This window comes from Limnochorda sp. L945t (assembly GCF_035593305.1).
Lineage (GTDB): Bacteria > Bacillota > Limnochordia > Limnochordales > Geochordaceae > Carboxydichorda > Carboxydichorda subterranea.
In genome coordinates this window covers 1,076,579-1,101,801 of record NZ_CP141615.1, presented here as the reverse complement: position 1 = coordinate 1,101,801, position 25,223 = coordinate 1,076,579, and the positions used below count along the sequence as shown (strand labels likewise).

Annotated in this window: 24 protein-coding genes; 4 read left to right on the top strand and 20 right to left on the bottom strand. The window is 70.7% G+C overall.

Going from position 1 to position 25,223, the window contains the following annotated elements; genetic code table 11:
* Nucleotides 1-13: 13 nt before the first annotated feature.
* Complete coding sequence (locus U7230_RS05110; RefSeq protein ID WP_324717664.1) at nucleotides 14-844, bottom strand: tetratricopeptide repeat protein; 831 nt, start codon at nucleotides 842-844, stop codon at nucleotides 14-16.
* 248 nt (nucleotides 845-1,092) lie between these two features.
* On the opposite strand from U7230_RS05110, the gene U7230_RS05105 reads away from it, so the two are divergent.
* Nucleotides 1,093-2,736, top strand: coding sequence for an NFACT RNA binding domain-containing protein (locus U7230_RS05105; protein ID WP_324717663.1), 1,644 nt, complete (start codon nucleotides 1,093-1,095; stop codon nucleotides 2,734-2,736).
* On the opposite strand, the gene purH is transcribed toward U7230_RS05105, so the two are convergent.
* The 18 genes from purH to U7230_RS05015 all read right to left on the bottom strand — a co-directional run bounded on the left by purH (nucleotide 2,708) and on the right by U7230_RS05015 (nucleotide 21,343).
* On the bottom strand, nucleotides 2,708-4,333 hold the full coding sequence (gene purH, locus U7230_RS05100; RefSeq protein WP_324717662.1) for a bifunctional phosphoribosylaminoimidazolecarboxamide formyltransferase/IMP cyclohydrolase: 1,626 nt from the start codon (nucleotides 4,331-4,333) through the stop codon (nucleotides 2,708-2,710). The two genes, U7230_RS05105 and purH, sit on opposite strands and share 29 nt — an antisense overlap.
* 37 nt (nucleotides 4,334-4,370) lie before the next feature.
* Nucleotides 4,371-5,891, bottom strand: a complete 1,521-nt coding sequence (locus U7230_RS05095; protein ID WP_324717661.1) for a dihydroorotate dehydrogenase — start codon at nucleotides 5,889-5,891, stop codon at nucleotides 4,371-4,373.
* Nucleotides 5,888-6,709: a dihydroorotate dehydrogenase electron transfer subunit gene (locus U7230_RS05090; RefSeq protein WP_324717660.1), complete on the bottom strand. Its 822-nt coding sequence runs from the start codon at nucleotides 6,707-6,709 to the stop codon at nucleotides 5,888-5,890. The genes U7230_RS05095 and U7230_RS05090 overlap by 4 nt, the downstream gene beginning before the upstream one ends.
* Nucleotides 6,706-7,851 carry a glutamine-hydrolyzing carbamoyl-phosphate synthase small subunit gene (gene carA, locus U7230_RS05085; RefSeq protein ID WP_324717659.1) on the bottom strand — a complete coding sequence of 382 codons (1,146 nt, stop codon included), beginning with the start codon at nucleotides 7,849-7,851 and terminating at the stop codon, nucleotides 6,706-6,708. Before carA ends, U7230_RS05090 begins: the two co-directional genes overlap by 4 nt.
* 56 nt (nucleotides 7,852-7,907) lie before the next feature.
* Nucleotides 7,908-8,846, bottom strand: coding sequence for an orotidine-5'-phosphate decarboxylase (gene pyrF / locus U7230_RS05080; protein ID WP_324717658.1), 939 nt, complete (start codon nucleotides 8,844-8,846; stop codon nucleotides 7,908-7,910).
* Complete coding sequence (locus tag U7230_RS05075; RefSeq protein WP_324717657.1) at nucleotides 8,839-10,131, bottom strand: dihydroorotase; 1,293 nt, start codon at nucleotides 10,129-10,131, stop codon at nucleotides 8,839-8,841. Before U7230_RS05075 ends, pyrF begins: the two co-directional genes overlap by 8 nt.
* Nucleotides 10,128-11,126 carry an aspartate carbamoyltransferase catalytic subunit gene (locus tag U7230_RS05070; RefSeq protein ID WP_324717656.1) on the bottom strand — a complete coding sequence of 333 codons (999 nt, stop codon included), beginning with the start codon at nucleotides 11,124-11,126 and terminating at the stop codon, nucleotides 10,128-10,130. The genes U7230_RS05075 and U7230_RS05070 overlap by 4 nt, the downstream gene beginning before the upstream one ends.
* Nucleotides 11,127-11,135: 9 nt before the next feature.
* Nucleotides 11,136-11,705 carry a bifunctional pyr operon transcriptional regulator/uracil phosphoribosyltransferase PyrR gene (pyrR, locus tag U7230_RS05065; protein WP_324717655.1) on the bottom strand — a complete coding sequence of 190 codons (570 nt, stop codon included), beginning with the start codon at nucleotides 11,703-11,705 and terminating at the stop codon, nucleotides 11,136-11,138.
* Between the two features lie 27 nt (nucleotides 11,706-11,732).
* Nucleotides 11,733-12,710, bottom strand: coding sequence for an RluA family pseudouridine synthase (locus U7230_RS05060; RefSeq protein WP_324717654.1), 978 nt, complete (start codon nucleotides 12,708-12,710; stop codon nucleotides 11,733-11,735).
* 6 nt (nucleotides 12,711-12,716) lie between these two features.
* Nucleotides 12,717-13,214 (bottom strand): signal peptidase II, encoded by a 498-nt coding sequence (gene lspA / locus U7230_RS05055; protein ID WP_324717653.1) that lies wholly within the window; start codon nucleotides 13,212-13,214, stop codon nucleotides 12,717-12,719.
* A gap of 60 nt (nucleotides 13,215-13,274) precedes the next feature.
* Complete coding sequence (locus U7230_RS05050) at nucleotides 13,275-14,033, bottom strand: TraR/DksA C4-type zinc finger protein (RefSeq protein ID WP_324717652.1); 759 nt, start codon at nucleotides 14,031-14,033, stop codon at nucleotides 13,275-13,277.
* Nucleotides 14,034-14,067: 34 nt separating this feature from the next.
* Nucleotides 14,068-14,451 (bottom strand): DUF5665 domain-containing protein, encoded by a 384-nt coding sequence (locus U7230_RS05045; RefSeq protein WP_324717651.1) that lies wholly within the window; start codon nucleotides 14,449-14,451, stop codon nucleotides 14,068-14,070.
* 77 nt (nucleotides 14,452-14,528) lie between these two features.
* A complete protein-coding gene (gene ileS / locus U7230_RS05040; protein WP_324717650.1) occupies nucleotides 14,529-17,342 on the bottom strand; it encodes an isoleucine--tRNA ligase in 2,814 nt (937 codons plus the stop codon).
* 432 nt (nucleotides 17,343-17,774) lie between these two features.
* Entirely contained in the window at nucleotides 17,775-18,038 is a 264-nt protein-coding gene (locus tag U7230_RS05035) for a YggT family protein (RefSeq protein ID WP_324717649.1), read from the bottom strand.
* A 3-nt stretch (nucleotides 18,039-18,041) separates the two neighbouring features.
* A complete protein-coding gene (gene proC / locus U7230_RS05030) occupies nucleotides 18,042-18,899 on the bottom strand; it encodes a pyrroline-5-carboxylate reductase (protein ID WP_324717648.1) in 858 nt (285 codons plus the stop codon).
* Entirely contained in the window at nucleotides 18,896-19,357 is a 462-nt protein-coding gene (locus U7230_RS05025; RefSeq protein ID WP_324717647.1) for a cell division protein SepF, read from the bottom strand. The genes proC and U7230_RS05025 overlap by 4 nt, the downstream gene beginning before the upstream one ends.
* 24 nt (nucleotides 19,358-19,381) lie before the next feature.
* A complete protein-coding gene (locus tag U7230_RS05020) occupies nucleotides 19,382-20,320 on the bottom strand; it encodes a biotin/lipoyl attachment domain-containing protein (protein ID WP_324717646.1) in 939 nt (312 codons plus the stop codon).
* A gap of 159 nt (nucleotides 20,321-20,479) precedes the next feature.
* Entirely contained in the window at nucleotides 20,480-21,343 is an 864-nt protein-coding gene (locus U7230_RS05015) for a Na/Pi symporter (protein ID WP_324717644.1), read from the bottom strand.
* Between the two features lie 126 nt (nucleotides 21,344-21,469).
* Between U7230_RS05015 and U7230_RS05010 the strand changes: the two genes are divergently transcribed.
* The 3 genes from U7230_RS05010 (at nucleotide 21,470) to U7230_RS05000 (ending at nucleotide 24,971) form a co-directional block, all read left to right on the top strand.
* Complete coding sequence (locus U7230_RS05010) at nucleotides 21,470-22,753, top strand: lipid-A-disaccharide synthase-related protein (RefSeq protein ID WP_324717642.1); 1,284 nt, start codon at nucleotides 21,470-21,472, stop codon at nucleotides 22,751-22,753.
* Between the two features lie 230 nt (nucleotides 22,754-22,983).
* Nucleotides 22,984-24,015 carry an O-antigen ligase family protein gene (locus tag U7230_RS05005; protein WP_324717641.1) on the top strand — a complete coding sequence of 344 codons (1,032 nt, stop codon included), beginning with the start codon at nucleotides 22,984-22,986 and terminating at the stop codon, nucleotides 24,013-24,015.
* Between the two features lie 26 nt (nucleotides 24,016-24,041).
* Nucleotides 24,042-24,971 (top strand): glycosyltransferase family 2 protein, encoded by a 930-nt coding sequence (locus U7230_RS05000; RefSeq protein WP_324717640.1) that lies wholly within the window; start codon nucleotides 24,042-24,044, stop codon nucleotides 24,969-24,971.
* Between the two features lie 5 nt (nucleotides 24,972-24,976).
* Here U7230_RS05000 and U7230_RS04995 read toward each other — a convergent pair whose 3' ends face one another.
* Entirely contained in the window at nucleotides 24,977-25,210 is a 234-nt protein-coding gene (locus U7230_RS04995; protein ID WP_324717639.1) for a hypothetical protein, read from the bottom strand.
* Nucleotides 25,211-25,223 lie beyond the last annotated feature (13 nt).

The window sequence follows — 25,223 nt, the reverse complement described above, 5'->3', positions numbered from 1 at the left end:
GGGCGCTTGCGGGCTAGGGCCGACTTGCGGCCGGGGCTTCGGGCTGCAGCCGCTCGAGGTGGCGGCGGGCCGGAAGGTACTGGGGATCGAGCTCCAGGGCCCGCCGGTATTCGGCGATGGCGGCGGGAAGCTGGTCGAGGTGTTCGTAGGCCTGGCCCAGGAGGTCGTGGATCTCGGGCAGCAGGTGATCGACGCGATTGGCCTGCTTGAGCAGCTCCGCGGCATCGGCCCAGCGCCCGGCGTCCATGAGGCTCTGGGCCAACACCAGGTAGGCGTCGACCCGCTCCGGAGCCAGGCGAACGGCCTCCCGCAGTTGCCCCTCGGCTGCGGCGCGCCAGTCGGCCGGCGACCCCGGGCGAGAACCGGGCCACGCGGGAGCGAGGCGCTCCGCCGTCTTCGGATCCAGTTCGGCCGCCAGGGCCAGGCGCCCCATCTCCTCGTGGACCAGCCCGGCCCGCGGGTCGGCATCCAGCGCCTGGCGCAGCGCCCGGGCCGCAGCCGCCGGATCTCCCGTGCGCCGGTAGGCCATCCCCGCCAGCCCCCAGGCGCTCAGGCGCCACGCCGCAGGGAGGCCGTCCAAAGGCAGCGCCTGCACGGTCCTGGCCGCCTCTGCCCACCGGCCCTGCGCCGCCTCGATCCAGGCCAGCAGCAAACCGGATTCCAGATCTTGTGGGAAGGACCAGCGGGCCAGGCGCAGCTTGCTGGCCGCGGCCTCCAGCCTTCCCCGGGCCAGGTCCTCCAGGGCCGAATCCACCCACCGGCGAACGGCCGGCGGGGTGACCGGCTCTGCCGGCGCTGCCGCCTCGGGAGGAGCCGGAAGAGCCGGCGCGCTGGCCAAGGCCACGGCCGCGGGCTCCGTGTCCCGAGAACCGCCTTCGACCCACGCCAGACAAGACGCGGCGAGCAGGGCGAGAAGCAGGCACGTCCAGGCCTTGCGTCGGGTGCTCATGCGCAGGACGTTCGCCGCCGCCCGCGCCATCCCTCCCCCGCCGGGTCCGGCCCTCGCCCGAGGGCGGGGCTCGCGGCTGCCGTCAGGCCCGACGCCGTGCCCGGTACGGCGCGGGCCGTGGTACAATCGCCGAGGGGCTCGACATGGCTCATCCCGCCCAAGACCCGGCCTCCGGCAAGATTCGCGTCACACCCGCGGCAGTGGCGGCATGGTCGCTCGAAATCGGCGAGCGGCTGGCCGGCGCGTGGGTGCAGCGCGTCTACCAGGCGACCTCGGGCTACTTGCTGCTGGTGCTGTACGCCCCTCGAGCCGGCGAGCGGCTGCTCGTCGTCGACGTGTCGCCCTCCCATCCCGTGGTGGGCCTGCTCGATGGCAAACCTCCCCAACCCAACCCGGCGCAACCCCCGGCCTTCTGCATGCTCGTACGCAAGTACCTCGGCGGAAGCCGCCTGCGCTCCGCCGGCTCCCTTCCCGGCGAACGGGTCTTGTTGCTCCGCTTCGCCCGCGGGCCAGGGCCTGTCGATCGCCCGCCCGGTGAACGCCCGGATGTCACGGCCGGGGCTTCGCCCGAGGGCGGTGAAGGGATGCCGGCCGACCTGACGCTGGCGGTCGAGCTCACCGGCCGCACCGGCAACGTCGTGCTGATCGCCGGCGGCCGCACCCTCGGGTGGCTGCGGGCTCCGGGGCCCGCTCGGGGGCTTGCCCTCCACCAACCGTACGTGGCGCCGCCCTCTCGGCCGGCCTCCCCGCAGGGCGCGGCCGCCGCACCGGCAACGGCCTGCGTCCCGTCGCTGGAAGAGGCAGGCCGTATCTGGGCCCAGGCTGTCCGGCAGGGAGCGCTCGAGGCCTCGCGTACCTCGCTGTTGCGTGACCTGGGCGAGCAACGACAGCGCCTGCAACGCCGGATCGACAAGCAAAGCCAGGATCTCGAGCGCGCTCGCGACGCCGACTCCTTGCGCCGGACCGGCGAACTCCTTCTGACGTTCGCCGCCCGCATCCCGCCGGGTGCCACGAAGGTCACGCTTCCGCCCGAGGACGCCGGTTTTCCCGACCCGCCCCGGGAGGTCGAGCTGGACGGTTCCCAGACCGCTGCCGCCAACGCCCAGTCCTACTTCCGGCGCTACCGCAAGGCCGTGCGGGCCGCCTCGGTGCTCCAGTCGGCCATCCTGGAAAGCCGCCGGCTGCTCGAGGCGGTGGAGACCCTGGAGGTGCTCGCTCGAGAGGCCGACCGGCCGTCCACGCTCACGGCCCTGCGCGAGGAGGCGCTGGCCCTCGCTCACCAGACGCGCCGGCGCCCGGCGGCCGCGGCCCTGGACGGTCGGGAAGCCGAGGGGGTGCCCATGCGGCCATCCGGACAGGATCGGCCGCGCAAAGGCCGGCAAGCCGCAGGAGCCCCCATTGCCCGCTTCCGGGCGGCAGACGGGACCGAGATCCTGGTGGGACATAGCGCCCGGGCCAACGATCATCTGACCCTGCACCTGGCCCTCCCCGGCGACTGGTGGCTGCACGCGCGGCAGATCCCCGGAGCCCACGTCGTGGTGCGTTCGGACGGGTCTCCGGCGGAGGCGACGCTGCTGCAAGCCGCGGCCCTGGCCGCGCGGTTCAGCGCGCAGGGCCGATCCGGGGTGCCGGTGGCCGTGGACTACACCCGGCGCCGTTACGTTCGCAAGCCGCCGGGCTCGCCCGCGGGCTTCGTCGTCTACGACCACGAAAAGACGGTGCGGGTGACGCCCACCCCCGACCTGCTTCCGGCGCCCGTCAGTGACGGAAGTGCCGGATCCCGGTAAAGACCATGGCCAGCCCCGCCCGGTCCGCCGCGGCGATCGACTCCTGATCCCGCATCGAGCCCCCCGGCTGGACGATGGCGGCGATCCCGTGCTCGGCCGCCAGCTCCACCACGTCCGAGAAGGGGAAGAAGCCGTCCGAGGCGAGCACCGCACCGCTCGCCTTTTCCCCGGCCTTTTCGATGGCGATGCGCGCGGCATCGATGCGGCTGGTCTGGCCTGCCCCGATCCCCAGGGTCTGCCCGTCGCGCGCCACCACGATGGCGTTGGAGCGGGCGTGCTTGACCACGCGCCAGGCGAAGCGAAGGTCGGGCCACAAGCGTTCGGGGACGCTCTGGCGGGTGACCGTCCGGAGCTCCCCGTCCACCCAGTCGACCGCATCGACCTGCTGGACGAGCAAACCTCCGAAGATCGACCGCACTTCGAGGGAGGAGCCGTCCCCATCGCGGCGCCAGGGAGGCTCGATGGGGCCCACCTCGATGAGGCGAAGGCGAGGCTTCTTCGACAGCACCTCCAGGGCCTCCGGTTCGAAGGAGGGCGCCACGATCACCTCGAGGAACGTGCGCGCCATGGCCTCGGCGACCATCCCGTCCACGGGACGGCTCACCGCCACCACCCCGCCGAAGACCGAGACCGGGTCGGCGTCGTGGGCCAGCTGGTAGGCCTGGAGCAGGCTGTCCGCCACCGCGGCCCCGCAGGGAGTCGCGTGCTTGATGGCGACCGCGGCCGGCCGGTCCGAAAGCTCTGCCACCAGGTCGAGCGCGGCGGCGGCGTCCGCCACGTTGTTGTACGAAAGCTCCTTGCCCTGCAGGACCTGGCCCCACGGCACCGAGGCGCCTTGCACGGGCACCCGGTAGACGGCTCCCGCCTGGTGGGGGTTCTCCCCGTAGCGGGCCACGAGCCACCGGGTCGCCTCCAGGGCAAGGCGCTCGGGGAAGGACACCTCCACCCTTTGGGGCGCCGCGGCCGGGGGACCGGCTTCCTGCTGCAGCGCCCGAGCGATGACGGCGTCGTAGCGCGCCGTGCGCCGGACCGCTTCGGCGGCCAAGCGCACCCGGGTCGCGTCTGCGGGCAGCCCGTGCGGAGAGTGCCGGATCTCGTCGAGGACCGCGGCGTACTGGGAAGGGTCGGTGAGCACCGCTACCCGAGCGAAGTTCTTCGCCGCAGCCCGGGCCAGCGCCGGGCCTCCGATGTCCATCGACTCCACGAGCTCGGCGAGGGTGAGCTCACCCGAACGGTAACGCTCGAGCCGCTCCTCGAACGGGTAGAAGTTGACGACGACCAGGTCGAAAGGCACGCCGCCCGCCTGCTCGAGTTCGGCCAGGTCTTGCGGCGACGGCCGGGCGAGCACGCCACCGAAGACTCGCGGGTGCAAAGTCTTCACCCGGCCGCCGAGCATGGAGACCTGGCCCGTCAGCTCGCTGAGCGGCCGGACCGGCACACCTGCCTCCTGCAGGTGCCGGCCGGTACCCTCGGTCGCCCACAGCTCCCAACCGAGGCGCACGAGCTCCGACGCCAGCGCGGCCAGCCCCTCGGTGCGGGAGACGCTGAAAAGCGCCCGGCGAGGGACGCTCTCGTTCGATGCTGCTGGACCCGACACGGTCGATCCGCCCCCTCTTGCCCCCGGCCCTTTGCGTTTACCGGATCCGCCGGCTCCCCGGGTCGCTCAGTGGGATGCCCTGCTCGCACAGCGGGCACGCCTCGGGCGGGTGAGTGCGAAGCTCCAACCGGACCAGGGGCCGGAAGGGCACCGGCGGCGCGAACCGGCCGCCGCTGCGGTCGATGAGACAGCCGATACCCACCACCTGCCCCCCGGCCTCTTCGACGGCCTCGGCGGTCTCCATGACGGAGCCGCCCGTCGTCACCACGTCTTCGACGAGCAGCACCCGGGCTCCGGGCGGCAGGGAAAAACCCCGGCGCACCTGCATGCGCCCGCCCACCCGCTCCGTGAAGAAGGCCCGGCTCACGCCCAGCTGGCGCGCCAGCTCGTAAGCGAGCAGGATGCCCCCCGTGGCCGGCCCCACCACGACCTCGGCCGGCAAGTCGAGCAACCTCAGGGCGAGCAGCCGCACCATCGCTTCGGCCACGCCGGGACGCTCGAGCAGCCGGAACTTCTCCACGTACCGGTCGGAGTGGAGCCCCGAGCTCAACTGGAAGTGGCCTTCTAGCACCGCCCCGGTTTGCTGCAAGAACCGGAAGGCCTGCTCTTCGGGCGCAGGCCGGCGCTCGACGCGCGGGACGACCGAGTCGAGCCAGGCCTCGAAGCTGGCGGCGCCCGCCGTCTCCAGGTGATCCCGGAGGCCTTCCACGATCTCCAGGGCGGCCGTCGGCCTGTGGAACGTGGCCGTCCCGACGGCCACGGCCCGAGCACCGGCCAGGAAATACTCGAGCGCGTCGCGAATCGTCTCCACGCCGCCGCTGCCGATGATGGGCATGCCGGTCGCCCGGTAGACCTCCGACGCCAGCCGCACCGAAAGAGGCCGGACGGCCGGCCCGGACAACCCTCCCACCCCGGCCGTCAGGGCGGGCCGGCCCGAGCGGGTGTCGATCACCAGCGCCGGGTACGTGTTGGCCACGGTGAACCCGTCGGCCCCCACGGCCGCCGAGGCGCGGGCGACCTCCACGGGGTCGGCCCCCATCGGGGCCAGCTTGACGAAGATCGGCCGCCGCGTGACCGCGCGGACCGCCGCCACCACCCGCGCCGCGGTCACCGGCGAGGTGGCGAAGGTGGCGCCGCCTTCTTTCACGTTGGGGCAGGAGATGTTGATCTCGAAGGCCGCCACCGCTCCGGTCCCGTCCAGCCGGCGGGCCACCTGCGCGTACTCCTCCACCTGCTTGCCCACGATGTTGGCGATGATGGTGGCGCCGGTGGCCGAGAGCTGCGGCAACACGTGTTGCACGAACGCCTCGACCCCCGGGTTTTCCAGGCCGATGGCGTTGACGAGCCCGGCCGGCGTCTCCACCAGGCGGGGCGGGGCGTGGCCGGTCCACGGCTCCAGGCTGAGCCCCTTGGTGACCACCGCGCCTACCCACTGCGGCTCCACGATCCCCCGCAGGTCCAGGCCGTAGCCGAACGTGCCCGACGCCATGACCACAGGGTTTCGCAGGCGCAGCGGCCCGAGCTGGACTTCGAGCGACGCCCCGGCGCGCGGCCTCATCGTCCCGGACACCTTTCCCAATCCAGTTCGGAGGCGTCGAAGACGGGACCTTCGACGCAGGCCCGGGCCCATCCGGTGACCCGGTACCCTTCCCGCCGTCTCCACGGGACCACGCACGACAGGCAGACGCCGGCGCCACAGCCCATCACGGTCTCGACCGAGAGCTGGAGAGGCCGGGGACGCTGGGTGGCCAGAGCGGCCAGCGCCCGGAGCATCCCCCACGGCCCGCAGGCGAACACCCCGTCCGCCCGATCCCAGTACCGCCGCGCCACCTCGACGGCGGTGCCGGGCTCGCCCCGGCTACCGTCCTCGGTGGCCACCGTCACCAAAGCGCCCACGTGCGCCATCTCCTGCGCCAGCACCACCTCGGAGGCCGTTCGAAAGCCGAGCACCGCTTGCACGCTCCACCCGTCCCTGCACAGGGCCCGGGCCAGCCACAACAGAGGAGCGGCGCCCACGCCGCCGCCGACCAGGAGGGCACGTCCTCCCGAAAGATCCCACCCGAAGCCCCGTCCGAGCGGCCCGAGCACGTCGAGCTGGCTTTGCTCGGGGCGGGCCGCCAGCCACGCCGAACCCTTCCCCACCACCTTGACCACGAGCGCCGCCCGGTCGGGCTGCGGGCCCAGGTCGGCGATGCTGAACGGCCGCCGCAGCAAGGGGTCCACGCCGTACGGGTCGCGGGTGAGCACGTGGAGGAACTGCCCGGGCCGGGCCTCTTCGAGCCCCGGCAGCGACAGGTCGAGCCGCACGACGCCGGGCGCGAGTTCCCGGCGCGCGACGACGCGGGCGGTCCGAAGGCCCGAGGCGTTGCCCGTCATGCCAAAGCCCCCGCGCTCTCGTCCTTCCCCGAGAGCCTCCCGTCGCCACCGGCGGCGCGGCGCAGGGCGCCGACGAAACGATCGAAGAGATAGGCGCTCTCCTGCGGCCCCGGCGTCGCCTCGGGATGGTACTGCACGGACCAGACGGGCAGCGACCGGTGGCGCAGGCCTTCCACCGTGCCGTCGTTGAGGCTGCGGTGCGTCACGATCAGGTCCGGCGGGAGCTGTGCCTCGTCCACGGCGTACCCGTGGTTGTGCGTCGTGATGAAGACCCGACCCGTCTCCAGGTCCTTGACGGGGTGGTTGCCCCCGCGATGGCCGAACTTGAGCTTGTACGTGCTCCCGCCGAGGGCCAGGGCCAGGATCTGGTGGCCCAGGCAGATGCCGAAGATCGGGATGCCGCTCGAGCAAAGCTCCCGCGCCGTGGCGATCGGACCGTCCAGCACGGCCGGGTCGCCCGGCCCGTTGGAGAGCACCACCCCGTCGGGATGGAGCGCCCGTATCTCCCCGGCCGTGAAGCGGCTCGGCACCACCGTCACCCGGCAGCCCCGCTGGACCAGGTGGGTGACGATGTGGCGCTTGACGCCCAGGTCGACGACCACGACCCGCGGCCCGGGGCCGGTCCCCACGTGGTAGGGCTCGCCCGCGCTCACTTCCTCTACGAGCGGCTGCTCCGAGAGGCCCGGCACACGCCGGGCCGCCTCGATCAGCTCCCGGGCCGGGCGGGCTTGCGCGCTGATGACGCCCCGCATGGCGCCCCGGCTGCGCAGCCGCCGCGTCAGGGCGCGAGTGTCCACGCCCGACAGCCCCGGTATCCCCTGTTCCACGAGCCACTGCTCCAGCCGCGCCGCGCCGGGGTGCGCGTCCGGCAGGTCGCACAGTTCCCGCATGATCACTCCGTTGACCTGCGCCCTCGAAGACTCGAGGGCGCCCGGAAAGGTACCGTAGTTGCCCACGAGGGGTTGGGTGAAGACCACGATCTGGCCCCGGTACGAGGGGTCGGTCAGCACCTCCTGGTAGCCCGTCACCACCGTGGTGAAGACGACCTCCCCCCACGCATCCGCCGCCCGGCCGATCGCCTCCCCCTCGTAAACGGCACCATCTTCCAGCGCGAGCCATGCAGGCCGTCGTGACGTGCGCACGCTGCCGATCCTTCCTCTCTACCCCGACGCCCGCAGCCATGTGACCCAGGCGCGCCTCACGCCCCGCCGCGAACGTCGTTGACCTGATCGCGTAGCCGGCGCGCAGCCTCGGCGCCGGCCTCCTCCCACCGCAGCTCGCCGCCGGGATGGGTCCGCCAGGCACCCAGTATAGATCGGGAGGCCGCGACGAGTCCCCCCAGGCCGCGACGGTCGAAGGCCGGGCCCAACGCCTCGACCTGGCCACCCTGGGCGCCGACGCCCGGCAACAACAGCCAGATCCCGGGCAACTCGCGGCGCATCTCGCCGACGACCTCCGGATAGGTCGCTCCCACGACGGCCCCCACGGAGGCAAACCCGCTCGGTCCGAAGCGGCCGGCCGCCCACCGGCCGATCAACCCGGCCACCGCACCGGCCACGGTCTTCCCGCCCGCGAGCGGCAGGTGCTGCACCTCCCCGGCCGACGGATTGGAGGTGTGGGCCAGGACGAAGAGCCCCTTACCCGACGTGTCCACCCACTCGAGAAACGGCCGGACGGAGTCGGTCCCGAGATAGGGGTTGACCGTGCAGGCGTCGGCGCCCAGCACCTCGGTGCTCCCGTCGCCCGGCCACTGGAAGCGGCCGATGAGGGCGCGCGCGTAGGCGGCGGCGGTCGCGTCGATGTCCCCCGGCTTGCCGTCCACGATGGTGAGAAGCCCCATCCCCCCTGCAAGCCGGATGAGGCGCTGAAGCGTCGCAAGCCCCGCCGGCCCCAGCGCCAGGAAGTAGGCCAGCTGGAATTTCACCGCGACCACGAACGGGGCACATGCCTCAACGAGAGCCGCTCCGACCTCCTCCGTGGCCGATGCCGCCCGCTCCAACAGGCTCTGCTCGGCGTGGCGCGACAGGATCGAAGGCGGGAAGAAGATAGGATCCGGGTCGAACCCCAGCACCACGCACGAGCCCCGGGCCGTGACGGCTCGTACGAGCCGCTCCCCGAAGTGAGGTTGCTCAGCCATCGTCGATCGTGCCGGCGAGCATCGCGATCCGGCCCCCCACGACGGTGCCCACCGGCCGCCCCTGCACCTTCCACCCGGCGAACGGGCTGTTGCGCCCCCGGGAGCGGAAGCGGGCCGGCTCCACCGTCCACTCCTGGGCAGGGTCGAACAGGGTGATGTCGGCTCGAGCCCCTTCGGCCAGCACCCCTCCCTCGAGCCCCAGGATGCGGGCCGGCGCCAGCGACAGGGCCCGCACCGCCTGCATGGGGGTCAGCACCCCCTGGTGGGTCAGGGCGCCGAGCGTCAGGGCCACCAGCGTCTCCAGCCCGACGGCGCCGAAGGGCGCCTGGTCGAGCTCGACCTCCTTCTCCTCGGGGGCATGGGGCGCGTGATCGGAAGCCACCGCGTCGATGATCCCATCGGCCAGAGCCTGCCGCAGGGCCTGCCTGTCCTCCTCGGTACCGAGCGGGGGACTGACCTTGGCGGAGGCGTCGTAGCCTTCCAGGGCCTCTTCGGTCAGGAAGAGATGGTGCGGGGTCACCTCGGCCGTCACGCGCACTCCCGCCTGCTTGGCCTGCCGGATGAGCTCGACGGAGCGGGCCGTGGAGACGTGGGCCACGTGCAAGTGCGCGCCCGTCGCGGCGGCCAGGGCGATGTCGCGGGCGACCACGATGCTTTCGGCTTCGGCCGGGATACCCGGCAGGCCCAATCGCAGGGACACCGGCCCCTCCCGCATCACTCCGCCCCGGGCCAGGCAGGGGTCGAGCGCGTGCACGATCACGGGGCGTCCCAGGTCGGCGGCGTATTGCAGCGCGCTACGCATGAGCGACGCGTCGGCCACCGTGTCGCCGTCGTCGGAAAAGGCCACCGCGCCCGCCTCCGCCATCTCACCCATCTCGGCCAGCTCTTTGCCCTGGCGCCCCTTGGTCAGCGCTCCGATGACCCGTACGCCCACCACGCCTTCCCGGCGCGCCACGGCCTGGACGTGTTCCACCACGGAGGCATCGTCGATGGGCGGCTGCGTGTTGGGCATGCAGGCGACGGCGGTGACGCCGCCGGCCGCCGCCGCGCGGGTGCCGGTGGCGATGGTCTCTTTGTGCTCCTGGCCGGGCTGGCGGAGGTGGGTGTGCATGTCGATGACCCCGGGGACGACCCACCACCCCCGGGCGTCAATGACCCGGTTCGCCTGCTGCCCGATGCCGGGGGCTATCCGCACGATGCGGTCCCCCTCGACCAGGACGTCCATGACCTGATCCGTTCGGGAGGCCGGGTCGATCACCCGGCCTCCCTTGATGAGAACACTCATGACGAGAGCGTGCCTCCCCCTGCATGGCCCGCGCCCCGTGGCGCTTCCGGCGCCGCCCCCTCCACGAGCCCGTCCTTCTCCCGGGCGCCGCTCATCAAGTAGAGCACCGCCATGCGCACGGCCACGCCGTTGGTCACCTGCTCCGTGATGACGGTCCGAGGGTCGTGGACCACCGCTTCGTCGATCTCCACCCCCACGTTGGCGGGCCCGGGGTGCATGATGAGCGCGTCTTCCTTCAGCCTGCCCAGGCGCTCGGCGGTCAGACCCCAGCGAGCCCGGTACTCCCGAAGGCTGGGCAGGTACCCGCGCTGCATGCGCTCCCGCTGGATCCGGAGCACGTTGACCACGTCCGCCCACTCGAGGCCGTCGTCGAGGCGCTCGAACCGGCGGATGCCGTAAGACCGCTCGAGCCCCTCGGGCATCAGCGTGCGAGGGCCTGCTACTGCGACCTCGGCGCCCAGGTGCAGCAACCCCCAGAAGTCGGATCGGGCGACCCGGGAGTGGAGGATGTCCCCGACGATCAGCACCCGCAAGCCGGCGATGCGGCCTTTGTGCCGGCGGATGGTGTAGAGATCGAGCAGCCCCTGCGTGGGGTGCTCGTTGGCACCGTCCCCGGCGTTGACCACCGCGGCGGGGATGGTGCGGCTGACCAGGTGGGGCGCGCCGGCCGAGGAGTGGCGGATGACGACGAAGTCGGCCCCGAGCGCCTGCAGCGTCCTGGCCGTGTCCACCAGGCTTTCGCCCTTGACGACGCTGGACTGCGCCACCGCGATGCTGGTGACGTCGGCGCTCAGCGCCTTGGCCGCCAGCTCGAAGCTGGTCCGGGTACGGGTGGAGGGCTCGTAGAAGAGGTTGACCACCACGCGCCCGCGAAGGGTAGGGAACTTCTTGACGGGGCGCTCGAAGACCTGACGCATCACGTCCGCCGTATCGAGCACCTGGGTGATCCGCTCCGCGCCCAGGTCCCGCAGGCCCAGGAGATCTTTCGGCCACACGGCGCTACCTCACCTCTCCACCCGGCCGGGCGCCGGTCCCTCGTCGCGCTCCAGGATGACCACCCGGTCCTCCCCGTCGATCTCGCGGATGTGCACGTCGACCAGCTCCCGGCGGGCCGTGGGCACGTGTTTGCCGACGAAGTCGGCCTGGATCGGCAGCTCCCGGTGGCCCCGGTCGATGAGGACGCCCAGCTGCACCCGGGCAGGCCGGCCCAGGTCCATGAGGGCGTCGAGCGCAGCCCGCACCGTGCGCCCGGTGAACAGCACGTCGTCCACCAGCACCAGTGCGCGCCCGGACACGTCGAAGTCGATCTCCGTGCGGCGCACGACCGGCACGCTCGCCACCGCGCTGAGGTCGTCCCGGTACAGGGTGATGTCGAGGGCTCCCACCGGGATCGCGCGCCCCTCGATGCGCTCGAGCAACTCGGCCAGGCGCCGCGCCAGCGGCACGCCCCTCGCCTTGATGCCCACCAGCGCAAGCGACGGGGCTCCCATGTTGCGCTCGGCGATCTCGTGGGCCATGCGCTCGAGCGCACGGCGGATCTCCTCGGCGTCCATGATCTGCGCGCGTTCCCGCAAGCCCAAGGGAAGGCCCCCTCGATCCTCCTACAGGCGCCGGCTGCTCGCCTCGGCCCGCAGCCGCTCGAGCGCCTGCTCCATGTCCTCCGGCAGGGGCGCGACGAAGTGCATGGGCCGGCCGGTCACCGGATGCACGAACACCAGCTCCCTGGCGTGAAGAGCCTGGGCTTTCAAACCCAGCTCGCCCCTGGCCTTGTGGCCGCGGCCGGCCCCGTATACGGGGTCCCCGGCGATCGGATGACCGATGTAAGCCATGTGCACCCGGATCTGGTGAGTTCGGCCTGTCTCGAGTTTTACCTCCAGCAGGCTGTACGCACCGAACCGTTCCAGCACCGTGAAGCGGGTGACGGCCGGGCGGCCCTCGGGCACGACGGCCATGCGCAGCCGGTCGTGAGGATGGCGCCCGATGGGGGCGTCGACGAGGCCCGCTTCCACGCCCGGCTGGCCCCGCACGATGGCCCAGTAGATGCGGTGGATGGTGCGCTCCTTGAGCTGGCGGGTCAGGCCGAGGTGAGCGTCGTTGGTCTTGGCCACCACCAATAGCCCGGTGGTGTCCTTGTCGAGCCGGTGGACGATCCCCGGGCGCATGACGCCTGCGATCCCTGACAGGCGGGGCGAGTGAGCGAGCAGCGCGTTGACGAGGGTGCCCGAAAAGTTGCCGACCCCCGGATGCACCACCATGCCCCGGGGCTTGTTGATGACCAGCAGGTGCTCGTCCTCGTAGACCACGTCGATGGGGATGGCCTCGGGCTGCAGGTCCTCCGGGCGCTCGGGCGGGGGTACCAGCACCCATACCTCGTCGCCCTCGGCCACGCGGTGGGCCGGCTTGGCGGGACGGCCGTTGAGCAGCACGTTGCCGCGGGTGATCAACCGCTGTACGAACGCCCGCGAGGGGCCGACCTCGGTGAACTGGGCCAAGTAGGCGTCGACCCGGAGCCCGTGGGCTTCGGGTGGCACCGTCAGCGTGATCTCACGGCCTGCTTGCGGATCCGGGCCTGAGTGCATCCCCATTCACGATCGGGAGCGGCTGTCGCCCTCGGCGGAGACCGCCGGGGCGTGGTGCCGGACGAGGTACCAGAAGAGCAACGCGACGCCGACGACGATCCCGGTGTCGGCCAGGTTGAAGACCGGCCACACGCTCAGGTCGATGAAGTCGATGACCGACCCCGTGCGCAGCCGATCCACCAGGTTGCCCGCCGCGCCGCCGGCGGCCAGCCCCAGGCCCGCCAGCGCCAGGCCGCTCTTGGGGCCGACCCTCCCCGCCATCACCACCGCCAGCACGAAGACGAGCAGCGTCGCCGCGACGAAGAGCTCCTGGCGCCCCTGGAACAGGCCGAAGGCGGCGCCGGGGTTGGTGACGTGGGTCAATCGGATGAGGCGCCCCGCCACGCCTACCGACTCCCCCGGCCCGAGCCAGCGCGAAACGGCCCACTTGGCCGCCTGATCGACGGCAAGCGTCCCTGCGGCCCATGCCAGTACCATCCCATAGTCCCGTCGCACGTGGCCCATTCTACCATCCCTGCCAGGCCGAGAGAAAGGGTACGGCGCCCGGCCTCGCGTCGCCGCCCTTCACGAAGGGGGAGTCGCGGGCGGCTGCTCTTCCTCGTCCTCCATGGAGCGGGGCCGCCGTCGCCCGGGGCCGCTCGGGTCGGGGTAGATGGCCTGCAGGTCGGCGACCCCTTGCCCCGTCACGTCGGCCACGAACTCCACTTCGCCGGTTCCGCCCCGCAACTGGGTGTCGGCCCCTTCGAAGGTCTCGTCGTAGTCCACGGCGCCCGGCACGTCCTGGGGCGAGTTGGCGTTGCCGTATTGGGCCAGCGCATCCCAAACGTCCTCGGGGCCGAGGGCCGCCTCCCCTTCGTTGACCAGGTTGGCCCGGGCGAAGGGCGGCGCGAGCGTGGCTTCCTCCAGGGGTCGCCATCCGGGCCCCGCTTCGACCCTGCGTTGCTCGTCCCTATCGTGGATCCGTTGGCAGTGCACGCAGCGGCGAGCGTACGGCATGGCGAGCAGGCGCGCCGCGCCGATCGACCGGCCGCACTCCTCGCAGTAGCCGTAGGTGCCCCGGTCCATCCGGACCAGCGCCTGGTGCACCTCGTCTCGGGTGATGCGGAGCCGTTCGAGCAGTCCCAGGTCCTTGCTCCGTTCGTACGTCTCGTCCGCGAGGTCGGAGGTATGCTGGTCGTAGCTCGATAGTTCCCCGACGCTCTCGCTCTCGGGCCGGTCGAGCCCCTGGCGCTGCATCGCTTCGGCCCGTTGCCCCAGATCTCGCTCCAGCCGCTGGAGGCGCCGGCGAAGCCGCGTACGCAAATCCTCCGGTAGCGAGGGCACCCAACGCCACTCCTCTCGGGGCGGGCCTGTTTCATCAGTGGCGCGCGAGCTCGGTCTGCACGATGCGGACGATCTCCGCGACGAAGTCGCCGATGTACGGGATGTTGAGGGCGGCCAGCCGCCCCAACAGGTACAGGAAGATGGCGCCCACGGCCGTGAAGCCCACTGCCAGGCCGAACCCCCGGAAGACTCCGGCCATGAAGTTGAGCGACATCAAGCGCGCCGGGTTACGGTAGAGCTCCACGAGCTCGGCCAGGTTGGCCTTTTCCATCGCGGCCACCAGGTCGTCCAGCCGCTGGATGAGCCTGCCGACCGGCGAAGCCGGCGCCCGGCGCCGTGCAGTACTGCGCCGGCCGGCACCGGGAGGAGCCTCCCGATCGTGGGACCTGGCGCCTTCCCCTTCGTGCTTGGAGGCCATGCGACGCAGTCCCAACAGCGCCCGCGCCCCGCCCCGGCCTAGTGTGCCCCGCCCTGCCGCGGCCCAGCCCCACCACCTCAGGCGCCCGAAGCGACGACCTCGGCGCAGCGCTCGCACAGGTCCGGGCGCCCGGGGATCTCGCCCACCGACGGGACATACCGCCAGCAGCGCTGGCACTTCGCGGCGAGCGTGGGCTCGACCTCCACGTGCCAGTCGGCCCCGGGCCGCAAGGTCACGGAAGCCACCATCAGCCAGGCGCTCAGCGTCTCGGGCCCGGCTCCCAACGACTCCAGCAAGCGGGCAGGAGCCTCGACGATGAGCTCGGCCTGCAGCGAGGTCGAAATCCGGTCCTCCCCCCGGGCCTGCTCGAGGGCCCGCATCACCTGGCGGCGCAGCTCGAAGAACGGCTCCATCCGGGCGAGCCGCTCGGGGTCACGCCACCGGGCTGTCTCGGGCCACCGGGTGAGGTGGACGCTCTCCGCCTCTTTCGGGCCGGGCACGTGCTGCCACACCTCTTCGGCCGTGTGCACGAGAATCGGTGCGATGAGCCGTACCAACACCTGGAGGACGTGGTAGAGCGCGGTCTGCGCCGAGCGCCGGGAGAGCGAGCCGGCGGCGTCGCAGTAAAGGCGATCCTTGAGGACGTCCAGGTAGAACCCGCCCATGTCGACGGTGCAAAAGCGCAAGATCTCGTGGTACGGGACGTGGAACTCGTAGCGCCCGTAAGCCCCGACGCACCGCTCCGCCAGGTCGGCGGTGCGGGCCAGCGCCCACCGGTCCAGCTCCTGCATCCTCTCGAGCGGCACCTGATGCTGCGCCGGATCGAAGTCGAACAGGCTCCCGAGCAAGAAGCGCAACGTGTTGCGGATGCGCCGGTAAGCGTCCGCCACCTGATCCAGGATGCCCGTCGAGACCCGCACGTCCTCCCGGTAATCCGACGAGGCGACCAGAAGGCGCAACACGTCGGCGCCGTACCGGTCGATGACCTCCTGGGGCGCGACCGCGTTGCCCAGGGACTTGTGCATGGCCCGTCCCTGCGCGTCCACGACGAAGCCGTGGGTCACCACGGCCCGGTACGGCGGTTGACCTCGGGTGGCAACCGCCGTGAGCAGCGACGACTGGAACCATCCCCGGTGCTGGTCCGTGCCCTCGAGATAGAGGTCGGCGGGCCAGCGCAGCTCTTCCCGCTGGGTGAGCACCGCCTCGTGACTCGACCCCGAGTCGAACCAGACGTCCATCGTGTCGGTCCCTTTCGCGAAGCGGCTGCTGCCGCACTCCGGGCACCGGGTCCCCGGAGGTAGCAGCTCTTCGGCCTCGTGGGCGAACCAGGCGTCCGACCCCTCCCGGGCGAACACGGCGGCCACCGCCTGGATGGTGCGCCGGTCGATCAGCGGGCGACCGCACCCCTCGCAGTAGAAGACCGGAATGGGCACCCCCCACGTCCTCTGGCGGGAGATACACCAGTCATGCCGGTCGGCCACCATCCGGCGAATCCGATCCCTCCCCCAGGACGGTACCCACTGCACCTGGTCGATGGCGGCCAGGGCCTGGCGCCGGAAGCCGTCCACCGAGGCGAACCACTGCTCGGTGGCGCGAAAGATCACCGGCCCCTTGCAGCGCCAGCAGTGCGGGTACTGGTGGGTGGTCAGGCCCGAGTGGAACAGCCGGTGCCGGCTCTCCAGGTCGCGCAGGATGATGGGGGTGGCCTCGTCCACCCCGAGCCCTGCGTACGGCCCGGCCAGCTCGGTGAACCGCCCGTGGTCGTCCACCGGCGTCACCACCGGGAGCTGGTAGCGCAGCCCCACCTCGTAGTCCTCCTGGCCGTGGCCCGGTGCGATATGGACGGCGCCGCTGCCCTGCTCCATGCTGACCATGTCGTCGCCGACCACCGGCACCTCCCGCGCCTCGAGCGGGTGCATGAGCGTGGCGCCCAACAGCTCGAACCCCTTGAGCCGCCGGACCACGGCGGGGGCCCCCTCGCCTGCCAGCGCCGCCACGGAGGCGAGGCGGGTTTCGGCCACGACCAGATCCCGCCCGGCGATGCGGGCCCAGACGTAAGGGTGATCCGGGTGCACGGCCACCGCCTGGTTGGCCGGCAGCGTCCAGGGCGTCGTCGTCCAGATGAGCATCGAGGCCCCGGCGGCGGCCAGGTCCAGCCCTGCGCCGGAGCCGTCCTTGAACGGAAAGGCCACATAGATGCTCGGGCTTTCGTGATCCCGGTACTCCACCTCTGCCTCGGCCAGTGCCGTCTCGCAGCGCGGGCACCAGTAGACCGGCTTGAGCCCCCGGTAGATGTACCCGCGCTCCACCATCTCGCCGAACAGCTCGACCTGGCGCGCTTCGTACGCCGGCTCCAGGGTGAGGTAAGGGCGCTCCCACTCGCCCCAGACGCCCAGGCGCCTAAACTCCTCCCGCTGGATGTCGACGAAGTGGAGCGCGTACTCCCGGCAGCGCCGCCTGAACTCCAGCACCGACATCTGGTGCCGGTCGATCCGGTGCCGGCGGATCACCTCGTGCTCGATGGGCATGCCGTGGGTGTCCCAGCCGGGCACGTAAGGCGCCCGCATCCCTTCCATGGAGCGGACCCGGACGATGAAGTCCTTGAGGATCTTGTTGAGAGCGGTACCGAGGTGGATGTTGCCGTTGGCGTAAGGCGGCCCGTCGTGCAGCACGAAAAGCGGAGCGCCTTCCTGGCGCCGCATTTGCTGGAGCTTGTCGTACAGCCGGTGCTCCTGCCAGAAGCGCTCGATCTCGGGCTCGCGCCGGGGCAGGTCGGCCTTCATGGGAAAGGCGGTCCTGGGCGTCAGCACGGTGCGCGACCAGTCCGCCTTGCCGTTGCCCCCGGCCGTCTCGGTCTGCTTCGTCGTCGAGGTCTGGGTTGGACGATGCACCTGTACCACTCTCCCCGGTCTCGTTGGCCCGCAGGTCCCATTCAAAAACGAAAGGCTCTCGTCCAAGGGACGAGAGCCCCATCGCTCACGCGGTACCACCCTCGTTGAAAGACCGCACACTCCGCACCGGGCTCCGGCGCGGCGCACGGAACTTCCCACTCGATGGAGGAGGTAACGGCCCTCTCCGGCCCGGTCTACCCCGGGGCGCACCGCGAGGCCCCGGCTCGGCGGGCGGCTTGCGGGTGATCTTCACGACCGCGTGTCGCCGGGCTCGCACCCACCCCGGCTCGCTCCCGGACAGAGGCCGGTCGCTACTCTCCCGCGCATCGCCTGTGCACGCAAACGCAAATGTCGATGTTAGCTCCGAGTATACCGCACACCGGGTGCGCTATCAAGCGCTCCGGGCCGTGAAAGTGGGCCGGGGCCCCGGCTTCAAAAGACCGCCAGGACGATCCGCTGCACCACCATGATGAGCAGGAACGCCACGATGGGCGAGTAGTCGATGCCCGGCACGGGCGGCAGCACCCTGCGGATGGGGGCCAGCACCGGCTCCGTGACGTCCCGCAGGAACCGGACGGCAGGATGGTATGGGTCCACGGGCAGCCACGAGACGAGCACCCGCGCGAGCAGGATCCAGCTGTACAACGCCAGCAACCGGTAGACGAGCAGGCCCAGCCACCCCATCACTGCGCCCATGGGTCAAGCCCCTCCGCTCCCGGAGGCGGCCGGGTGCTGCAGGCCCGCCTCCCCCAACTCCCGGGACCTGCGGGTGCCGGCGAGCACCGCCTCCATGAGCGCGCCTCGCACCCCACGGCTTTCCAGCACGGTCAACCCTGCCGCCGTGGTGCCGGCCGGCGACGTCACCCAGTTACGCAGCTCCGCCGGGTGGCGCCCCGTGTCCAGCACCATGCGGGCGGCTCCCGCCAGGGTCTGGGCAGCCAGGAACATGGCCGCCTCCCGGGAGAGCCCCGCCGCCACTCCCCCGTCCGCCAGCGCCTCGATCATGAGGTACGCATAAGCCGGCCCGCTCCCCGACAGACCGGTCACCGCGTCCATCAGAGCTTCCCCGACGACCACGGCCCGCCCTATCGCCTCGAAGATGCCGAGCGCCCGCTGGAGGTGGGCGTCCTGGGCGAAGGTACCCTTGCAAAGGGCCGTGGCCGCCTGCCCTACCAGCGCCGCGATGTTGGGCATGGCCCGCACCACCGGCGTGCCAGGGGGCAGCCGCCGTTCGATGGTCGACGTGGGCACCCCGGCGGCGATGGAGATGATGAGGTGGCGCTGGGGCTCCACGGCGGGAGCCAGCTCTCTCAGCGCCTCCACGATGTTTTGAGGCTTGACCGCCACGACCGCGGTATCGGCGGTACGGAGCGCCTCGGCGTTGTCCAGGGTCACGAGGATCCCATAGCTCTGCTCGACGTGCGCACGCCGTTCGTTGCTCTTGTCGGTTGCCACCAGTTGCTCACGGTTGACGAAGCCGCCGCGCAGGAGGCCCCGGATGAAGGCCTCGCCCATGGCGCCGGCCCCGATGACCGCGACGCGCTCTGCTACTTTCACGGGGTCGTCGTCCCTTCGAGTTCGACGTCCACGCCACCTGGGGCGCACAGCACGATGTCCTCGGAGATCCTCCGCATGGAGCCGTCCAGGGCGAAGACCACCCCTGAGAGGAAGTCCACGATGCGCCGGGCGGTCTCCCGGTCGGCCGCCCGGAGGCTCACCACGACAGGGCGCTGGCTTCGCAGGTGAACGGCAATGGCCTGTACGTCGTCGAACGCTGCCGGTTCGGACACGATCAGCTTGGACTGCGAGCGAGCCGGGGCCACCCCGCCGGCGCCTGCGGCCCCTGCGCCAGGAGATGCGGAGGGCGCCAGGGGGACCACCCGGGAGCGCCGGGCAGCCGCCTCGGCCTCTCTGGGCAGCTGCGCCGGCGAGCGGGCCGGCGTCCGTTCGGCGGTAGCCGCATCCTCCGCATCCACGCCCAGCCATCCCAGGACCCGCTCGATGAAGCCCGGCATGTGCGCCTCACCTCTCCAGGCCGCTCACGATCCCAGCCATCGCGGCCACCGGTAGACCCTGACCCTGTCCGAAACGCCCTGCACGACCGCCCGGCCGCCCAGGCGTCCGACCACCTGAACCGGCACGAAGACCGGCCCGCCCTCCGTCTGCACCCAGACGCCCGTGTGCCCCGAACGGGCGGCGAGCGCCGAGGATGGCACGATCACCCCGGTGTAGCGGCCGGTGACCAGCCGCACCCCCGGCACGAGCCGCCGGTACAGCCACTCCACAGGCTGGCGTTCGAGCCGCAACTCCAGGGAGCCTCCCGGCGCCGCTGGCGCCTTCGTCACGCTGCCGGGCACCCCGGTGCCGCCGGCCCCGACCCACACCTCCACCCGTTGCCCTTCCGCCGGTCGCCACCGGGAGGGGCGATCGGGCCAAAAGATCCCGCGGAGCTCCGCGTGGTCGACGAGCCGCACCACGGGTTGACCTCGGGCGACGACGCCGCCGCCCACGAGCGAAACCGGCCGGGCCGAGTCGTCTCGGGGAGGCCGGGGAGGCGCCGGCGCAGAAAAGGCGTCGGCGGCCTCCAGCCCGTCGGAGACGAAGCTCACGATGCCGGCCGACGGAGCCCATAGCGTGGCCGCGCCGCCCTGGGCGCCCTCCGGGATCACGCGCAGGAGGGCCTGACCCCGGCGCACGGCCTCTCCTTCGCCGACGAGCGCGAGCACCCTCCCGGCGGAAGGTGCCCGCAAGAGCCGCTCCTGGCGAACCACCCAGAGCGTGCCCGGCGTCTCCTCGGAAAGCTGGCCCCACCGCGCTACGTCCACCGGGCCCCACGCAGCCGCCACCCAACGGGCGCCGGCGCCCCAACCGGCCCATCCCATCCAACCCAGGAGCGCGGCCGCCACCAGCAGCCGCCCGGCCCGGTGCCGGCGCCGCTGCTCCCGCCCGGGCGTCGCCACGTGTTCGTTCTCCTCCACCTGCGGTTCAGAAACCCTTCGGCGGCGGGCCGGTCCTACCTGCATGCCCGGCCACTGCCGTTAGACTCCAGTAACGAGGCGAGCGGCCGCGTGCCGCTCCCGCCGCCGCCCTTTCCACGCGCCGGCAAAGACTCCTGCGGGCAGCCGGTGTCCTGCTGGCTACCGGCCTTCCAGCCACCGGGCCATTTTCGGTACCAGGGGGAAACTCACCAGTGCGCTCAGCAAGTTGAAGAGGGTATGGGCGTGAGCCACGCTCTGGGCAGCCGAGCCCGCCAGGCTCGTGACGAGATCGTGGAAAGGACGGAAGAGGACAAGTGCCACCGCCGCCCCTACCAGGTTGAGAAAGAAGTCGGCCATCGCCAGTCGTGTCGCCCCTCTTCCCATAAACAGGGACGCCACCAATCCTGTCGTGACCGTGCCCACATTGCTTCCCAGCACGGCGGCAACGCCGGGACGAGTCTCCATCAAACCCGCCGCCACCATGTTCACCACCGATGTCGTGACCGTGGTGCTGCTCTGAATGAGGGAGGTAACCAGCCATCCCAGGCCAAACGCCCTCAAGACCGAGTTAGACCCTTCGACGGCTCCCAAGACTCCGGTAGCCAGCGGGCCCAACGACCGGCCAATCCACTCCATTCCTTGAAGGAAGGCACCGATGCTGAACAGGGCCAGGGAAAACTCCCTCTGTCTCGACAGCAAGTAGCCTCCTGCCCCTACCGCCATCATCCCAATGCCCACGCTCGGAAGCTGAAGCGCCACGAGTTGTGCGGTCAGCGTCGTCCCGACGTTGGCTCCGATGATGACGTAAAGAGCGTGGGCCATGGGGAGGCCCTCCGTCTGCACGAGGCCGAGGGCAAGGACCTCTACCATGCTGGAGCTATGAGCCAGAGCGGCCGCGAGCATGCCCGACAGCGCCATAGCCACCGGGCCATCGCCGGCGATGACGAACCACCGCTGCACCCATGAGCGGGCCGCCGTGCGTATGGCGAGATACGCCAGCCGTACACCAGCGACGGCCAGCACCAATCCCAGCGTTGTTCCGAGGACCGCGGGCACACCTCCAACTTACGGCCGGCGTGGGGTCTCTATGAGGAAGAGGCCGTCCTCCACGCCTTTTCGTGCTTCAGGTCACCGGTGTACAATCGCCTCGTGGCACAGGGATCAATCTCGCGAGCCCGTTCGGGCAAGCTCCTCGTGGTGAGCAACGGCCACGGAGAGGATGCGGTGGGAGCCGAAATCGGCGCCGCACTGCGCGAACTCGCACCGGACATCGATGTACCGGCAGCATCCATTGTGGGACTGGGAGGTGCCTATCGTCGCAAAGGTTTGCCCGTCGTGACCCCTGTGGCCTCGATGCCGAGCGGGGGGTTCATTGGCATCCAGCGCCCGGGGGCCGTATGGCAGGATCTCCGGGCCGGGCTCCTCCGGCTCCACCTGCGCCAGGCACGGACATTGTGCCGGCTGCGCGTTGGCATCACGCTGATGGTAGGGGTCGGCGACCGGCTCATGCCCTACACGGCGCGATGGATCGTGCGCCGCCCGTTAATCATGGTAGACATTGCAGATTCCGCCTATCTGTCGGATCGGCTGTCCGATGTGTGGACACCCCTCGACGTTTCCCTCCTGCGACGTACCGCGCTGTGGGTTTTCACCCGGGACGCCTTCAGCGCTGCCTCTCTCGCAGGCCTGGGAGTGCGGGCCAGGTTCGTGGGCAATCCCATGATGGACTCCTTGACGTTCACGGACGAGGGCCCTGTCGTCGACTCGGCAGGGTCGCCTGTCGTAGCGATCCTGCCGGGGAGCCGCCCAGAGGCTTATCGCAACCTCTCCATTCTTCTTTCCGCGGTCCCCTTGCTCGCGGCCCGTCATCCCTACCTGTCGTTCGTCATGGCGTGGGCCGAAAGCCTTCCCCTCCCCGCCAGCAAGGGTGGGGTACACTGGCCGGACGGATGGCGATGGGTGCCTGCCGGAGGTGGCACGGGGCAGGCGGGGTTTCTCTACGGATCTTGCGGGGCTAAGGTGACCGTTGTCGCTTCACGCTTCGGTGACGTTCTGCGGCAAGCCACCGTCGTCATGGGGATGGCGGGGACCGCCAACGAACAAGCAGCGGGACTTGGAAAGCCAGTCGTGACGTGCCCGGGTAGGGGCCCGCAGGTGACGGAGGAACTTTGCCGGCGGCAGGAGAGGCTCCTCGGGGAGGCCGTCACCGTCACGGTCCCCCGGGGTGAAGCCCTTGCCGACGCCGTCTCTGCCATCCTGAGCGACCCTGCTCGCATGGAACGTATGGGCGATATAGGAAAGGCCCGTATGGGACCGGCGGGCGGCAGTCGCCGGATTGCGCGGTACGCCATACGGGCGGTGCGCTTGCTGCAGCGCGCGACTGGTGACACCAAGACTCGTAGCACACCGGGAAAGGGGTCTCATCGCCTGTGATGGCCGAGCGTCCGGTGGATACCCGAACCCGGGAGACATCAGCCCTGGTGCCGGCTGCTGCGCCTTCGCATAGGAACGAGAGCGTATTTGGTTTGGCTCTCCTGCTCTTTGGCGCGGGCGCAGGCCTTGCTGCGACGCTGGTGTTCCTCGCTCAAGGGGCATGGCAGGCCCTCCGAGCCGGCTGGGTACGTCTCACTTCCCCTGCGGCGACTCGGACATCTGCCGGGGAAGTGTCCCTCTGGGACCGGCTTCATCCCCTGCTGTTCCTGGGAGCAAGCGCCCTCTCCGCATGGCATTCGCCCGCCCCTGAGCTGGCCTGGCCTGCTGCTGCGATGGTCGCGACGTTCGTCCTCGTCTTCTGGACCGTACAGCAACAGCCCCTCGCCCCGCACGGTTCTCCGAGCGAGGCAGCCCACTACTGGGTGATGGGTACCCTTATCCTCGCCTCGATGGGATTGGGGTTTTTCATGGAGGACTCGACGATCGTGCGGACTCCTTTCCTCGGCAAGAACGGAATCGGGACTCTTCTGGCCATGGCGCTGCCGGTAGCCCAGCTTGTGGCCATCGGGGGCCCCGACCAGGTGCTCGGGTGGGTCACGGCAGTGGTAGGAGCCGTGGCACTGTTTCTGAGCTTTTCTCAGGGAGGCTGGATCGGCGCCGTGACCGCCCAGGCAGTGATGCTGGCCGCCGGTACGCCTCGCATGCGGCGCCATGTCGTTGCCCTCGTCCTCGTCGTTGCACTGGTCGTGGCGTTGGCCGCTTCCGTCATCTGGATGGCGCGCCTACCGGCCCTTGGTATGTTGCTTTCTCGGATCGACCCCACTTCGTCTTCCAAGACGGAGCGGATATACATCTGGGAAGGCTCATGGCACATGTTCCTGGAGCACCCGTGGTTCGGCGTGGGATTGGGTGCGTTCAGCCGGGTGTATCCTGATTACCGCGTCAGTGCGGCGCACGAACCCAACGTCTCCTTTGCTCACAACCTGTTCCTCAACCTTCTCGCAGAGACCGGGGTGCCCGGATTGGCCGCTTTCATTGCCATTCTGGGGACGTGGGTCGGGCAAGCCCGCAAGAGGCTGCTCCAGGCATCCCCAGAGGAGCACGAGTGGGTGGCCGTGCTCCTTGCCGCGCTGAGCGCCTTGCTGACCCACCAGCTCTTTGATGGCACGATGTGGTCCCTACACATCGGCGTGGGGTTTTGGGTCCTCGGCGCGATGCTATACCGAAAGCGAACAGGCTCGTCCAACGAAACATCTCCCTGAGAACCCGTGGACGAAGGGGCCCGGACATGCAGGCAACCGTCATCATCGCGACTTACAATCGGGCGCGGATACTCGACCATGCACTGCGCGCGCTGGGCAGCCAGACGCTGGACCCGGCGGCCTTCGAGGTCGTGATCGCCGACGACGCCTCGACTGATGACACCCCGGATGTCGTCGCGCTCCACAGGCGCAAGGGCTTGCCTGTTCGCTTGCTCCCGTTGGATCACCACGTCGGCGCGGCGGCAGCTCGTAATGAGGCTATCCGGGCCAGCACGGGCGAGTTGCTGGTCTTCATCGACAGCGACATCATCGTCGTCCCTTCGTTCCTCGAGGAGCATCTGGCCAGCCACCGGCGATGGGGGCGGGGGATCGTGACGGGTCCAGCCATGCTCATCCGCTCGCTGGAGGAGATCGCGCGACGGCGCTTCACCGTTTGGGATTGGTCCTCCGCCCCTTTCGCCGGCGGCAACGCCTCGGTGAGGCGAGAGGATGCCTTGGCCGCCGGGCTGTTCGACGAGAGCTTCGTAGAGCTCGGATGGGAGGACGTCGAGTTCGGGCTCCGGCTGAAGGCAATGGGGCTCCGCACGCGGTTCAACGTGAAGGCCGCTGCCTATCACTTCAAACCGGATCCCCCGGACCCGGAAAAGCTTGCCGCTTACGCGGCCTCGCAAGGAAGGATGGCCGTACACCTGATCCACAAACATCCCGGAGCTGAGGCGCGTCTTGCTACTGGCCTCAACCCTGTGGGCATGGCCATCGATTGGCTTGCCTCCATCGGCGACTGGGACCTGAGGCTGGCCCGGTGGGTGCTCGCCAGGACCGACGACGCATCACCCAGCAGGCTGCGGACGCTGGCGCTCAAGCAACTGTACAATCGTACGTACTTCAAAGCAGCTCGTGAGGCACTCTCCACCGCAAGCTCTGCTGGCTCTGCGGAAGCCCTGCCCCCGAGCTGACGGGGTCAGTCTTTTTCGTCGCGAGGCGGGACGTTGTCCCGGCTGCCCGGTTTGCGCCGTAGCTGCGACTCCGCTGCCCGCTCCAGCTCCTGCCAGTGCGACAGGGGATCGAGGTCGAGCGGATCCTTGCCTGCCTCCTGGTGGAAATGGGCGTCGTCCAGGCCCGACGTGCTGTAGGCGTCCCTGGGATAGCGCCGGCGGCGCCGCGTCGGGCGCGCTCGGGCCCCTTCACGTGGCACGGGCGGTTCCCTC

Bases quoted from the DNA above. Each gene is read 5' to 3' on its own strand.
- U7230_RS05045 (WP_324717651.1), bottom strand. From the start codon at position 14,451: ATGGCCTCCAAGCACGAAGGGGAAGGCGCCAGGTCCCACGATCGGGAG.
- U7230_RS05060 (WP_324717654.1), bottom strand. From the start codon at position 12,710: ATGCACTCAGGCCCGGATCCGCAAGCAGGCCGTGAGATCACGCTGACG.
- U7230_RS05035 (WP_324717649.1), bottom strand. From the start codon at position 18,038: ATGGGCGCAGTGATGGGGTGGCTGGGCCTGCTCGTCTACCGGTTGCTG.
- U7230_RS05075 (WP_324717657.1), bottom strand. From the start codon at position 10,131: ATGAGTGTTCTCATCAAGGGAGGCCGGGTGATCGACCCGGCCTCCCGA.
- U7230_RS05105 (WP_324717663.1), top strand. From the start codon at position 1,093: ATGGCTCATCCCGCCCAAGACCCGGCCTCCGGCAAGATTCGCGTCACA.
- U7230_RS05090 (WP_324717660.1), bottom strand. From the start codon at position 6,709: ATGACGGGCAACGCCTCGGGCCTTCGGACCGCCCGCGTCGTCGCGCGC.
- lspA (WP_324717653.1), bottom strand. From the start codon at position 13,214: ATGGGCCACGTGCGACGGGACTATGGGATGGTACTGGCATGGGCCGCA.
- U7230_RS05095 (WP_324717661.1), bottom strand. From the start codon at position 5,891: ATGAGGCCGCGCGCCGGGGCGTCGCTCGAAGTCCAGCTCGGGCCGCTG.
- U7230_RS05025 (WP_324717647.1), bottom strand. From the start codon at position 19,357: ATGCCGGGCTTCATCGAGCGGGTCCTGGGATGGCTGGGCGTGGATGCG.
- U7230_RS05000 (WP_324717640.1), top strand. From the start codon at position 24,042: ATGCAGGCAACCGTCATCATCGCGACTTACAATCGGGCGCGGATACTC.
- pyrF (WP_324717658.1), bottom strand. From the start codon at position 8,846: ATGGCTGAGCAACCTCACTTCGGGGAGCGGCTCGTACGAGCCGTCACG.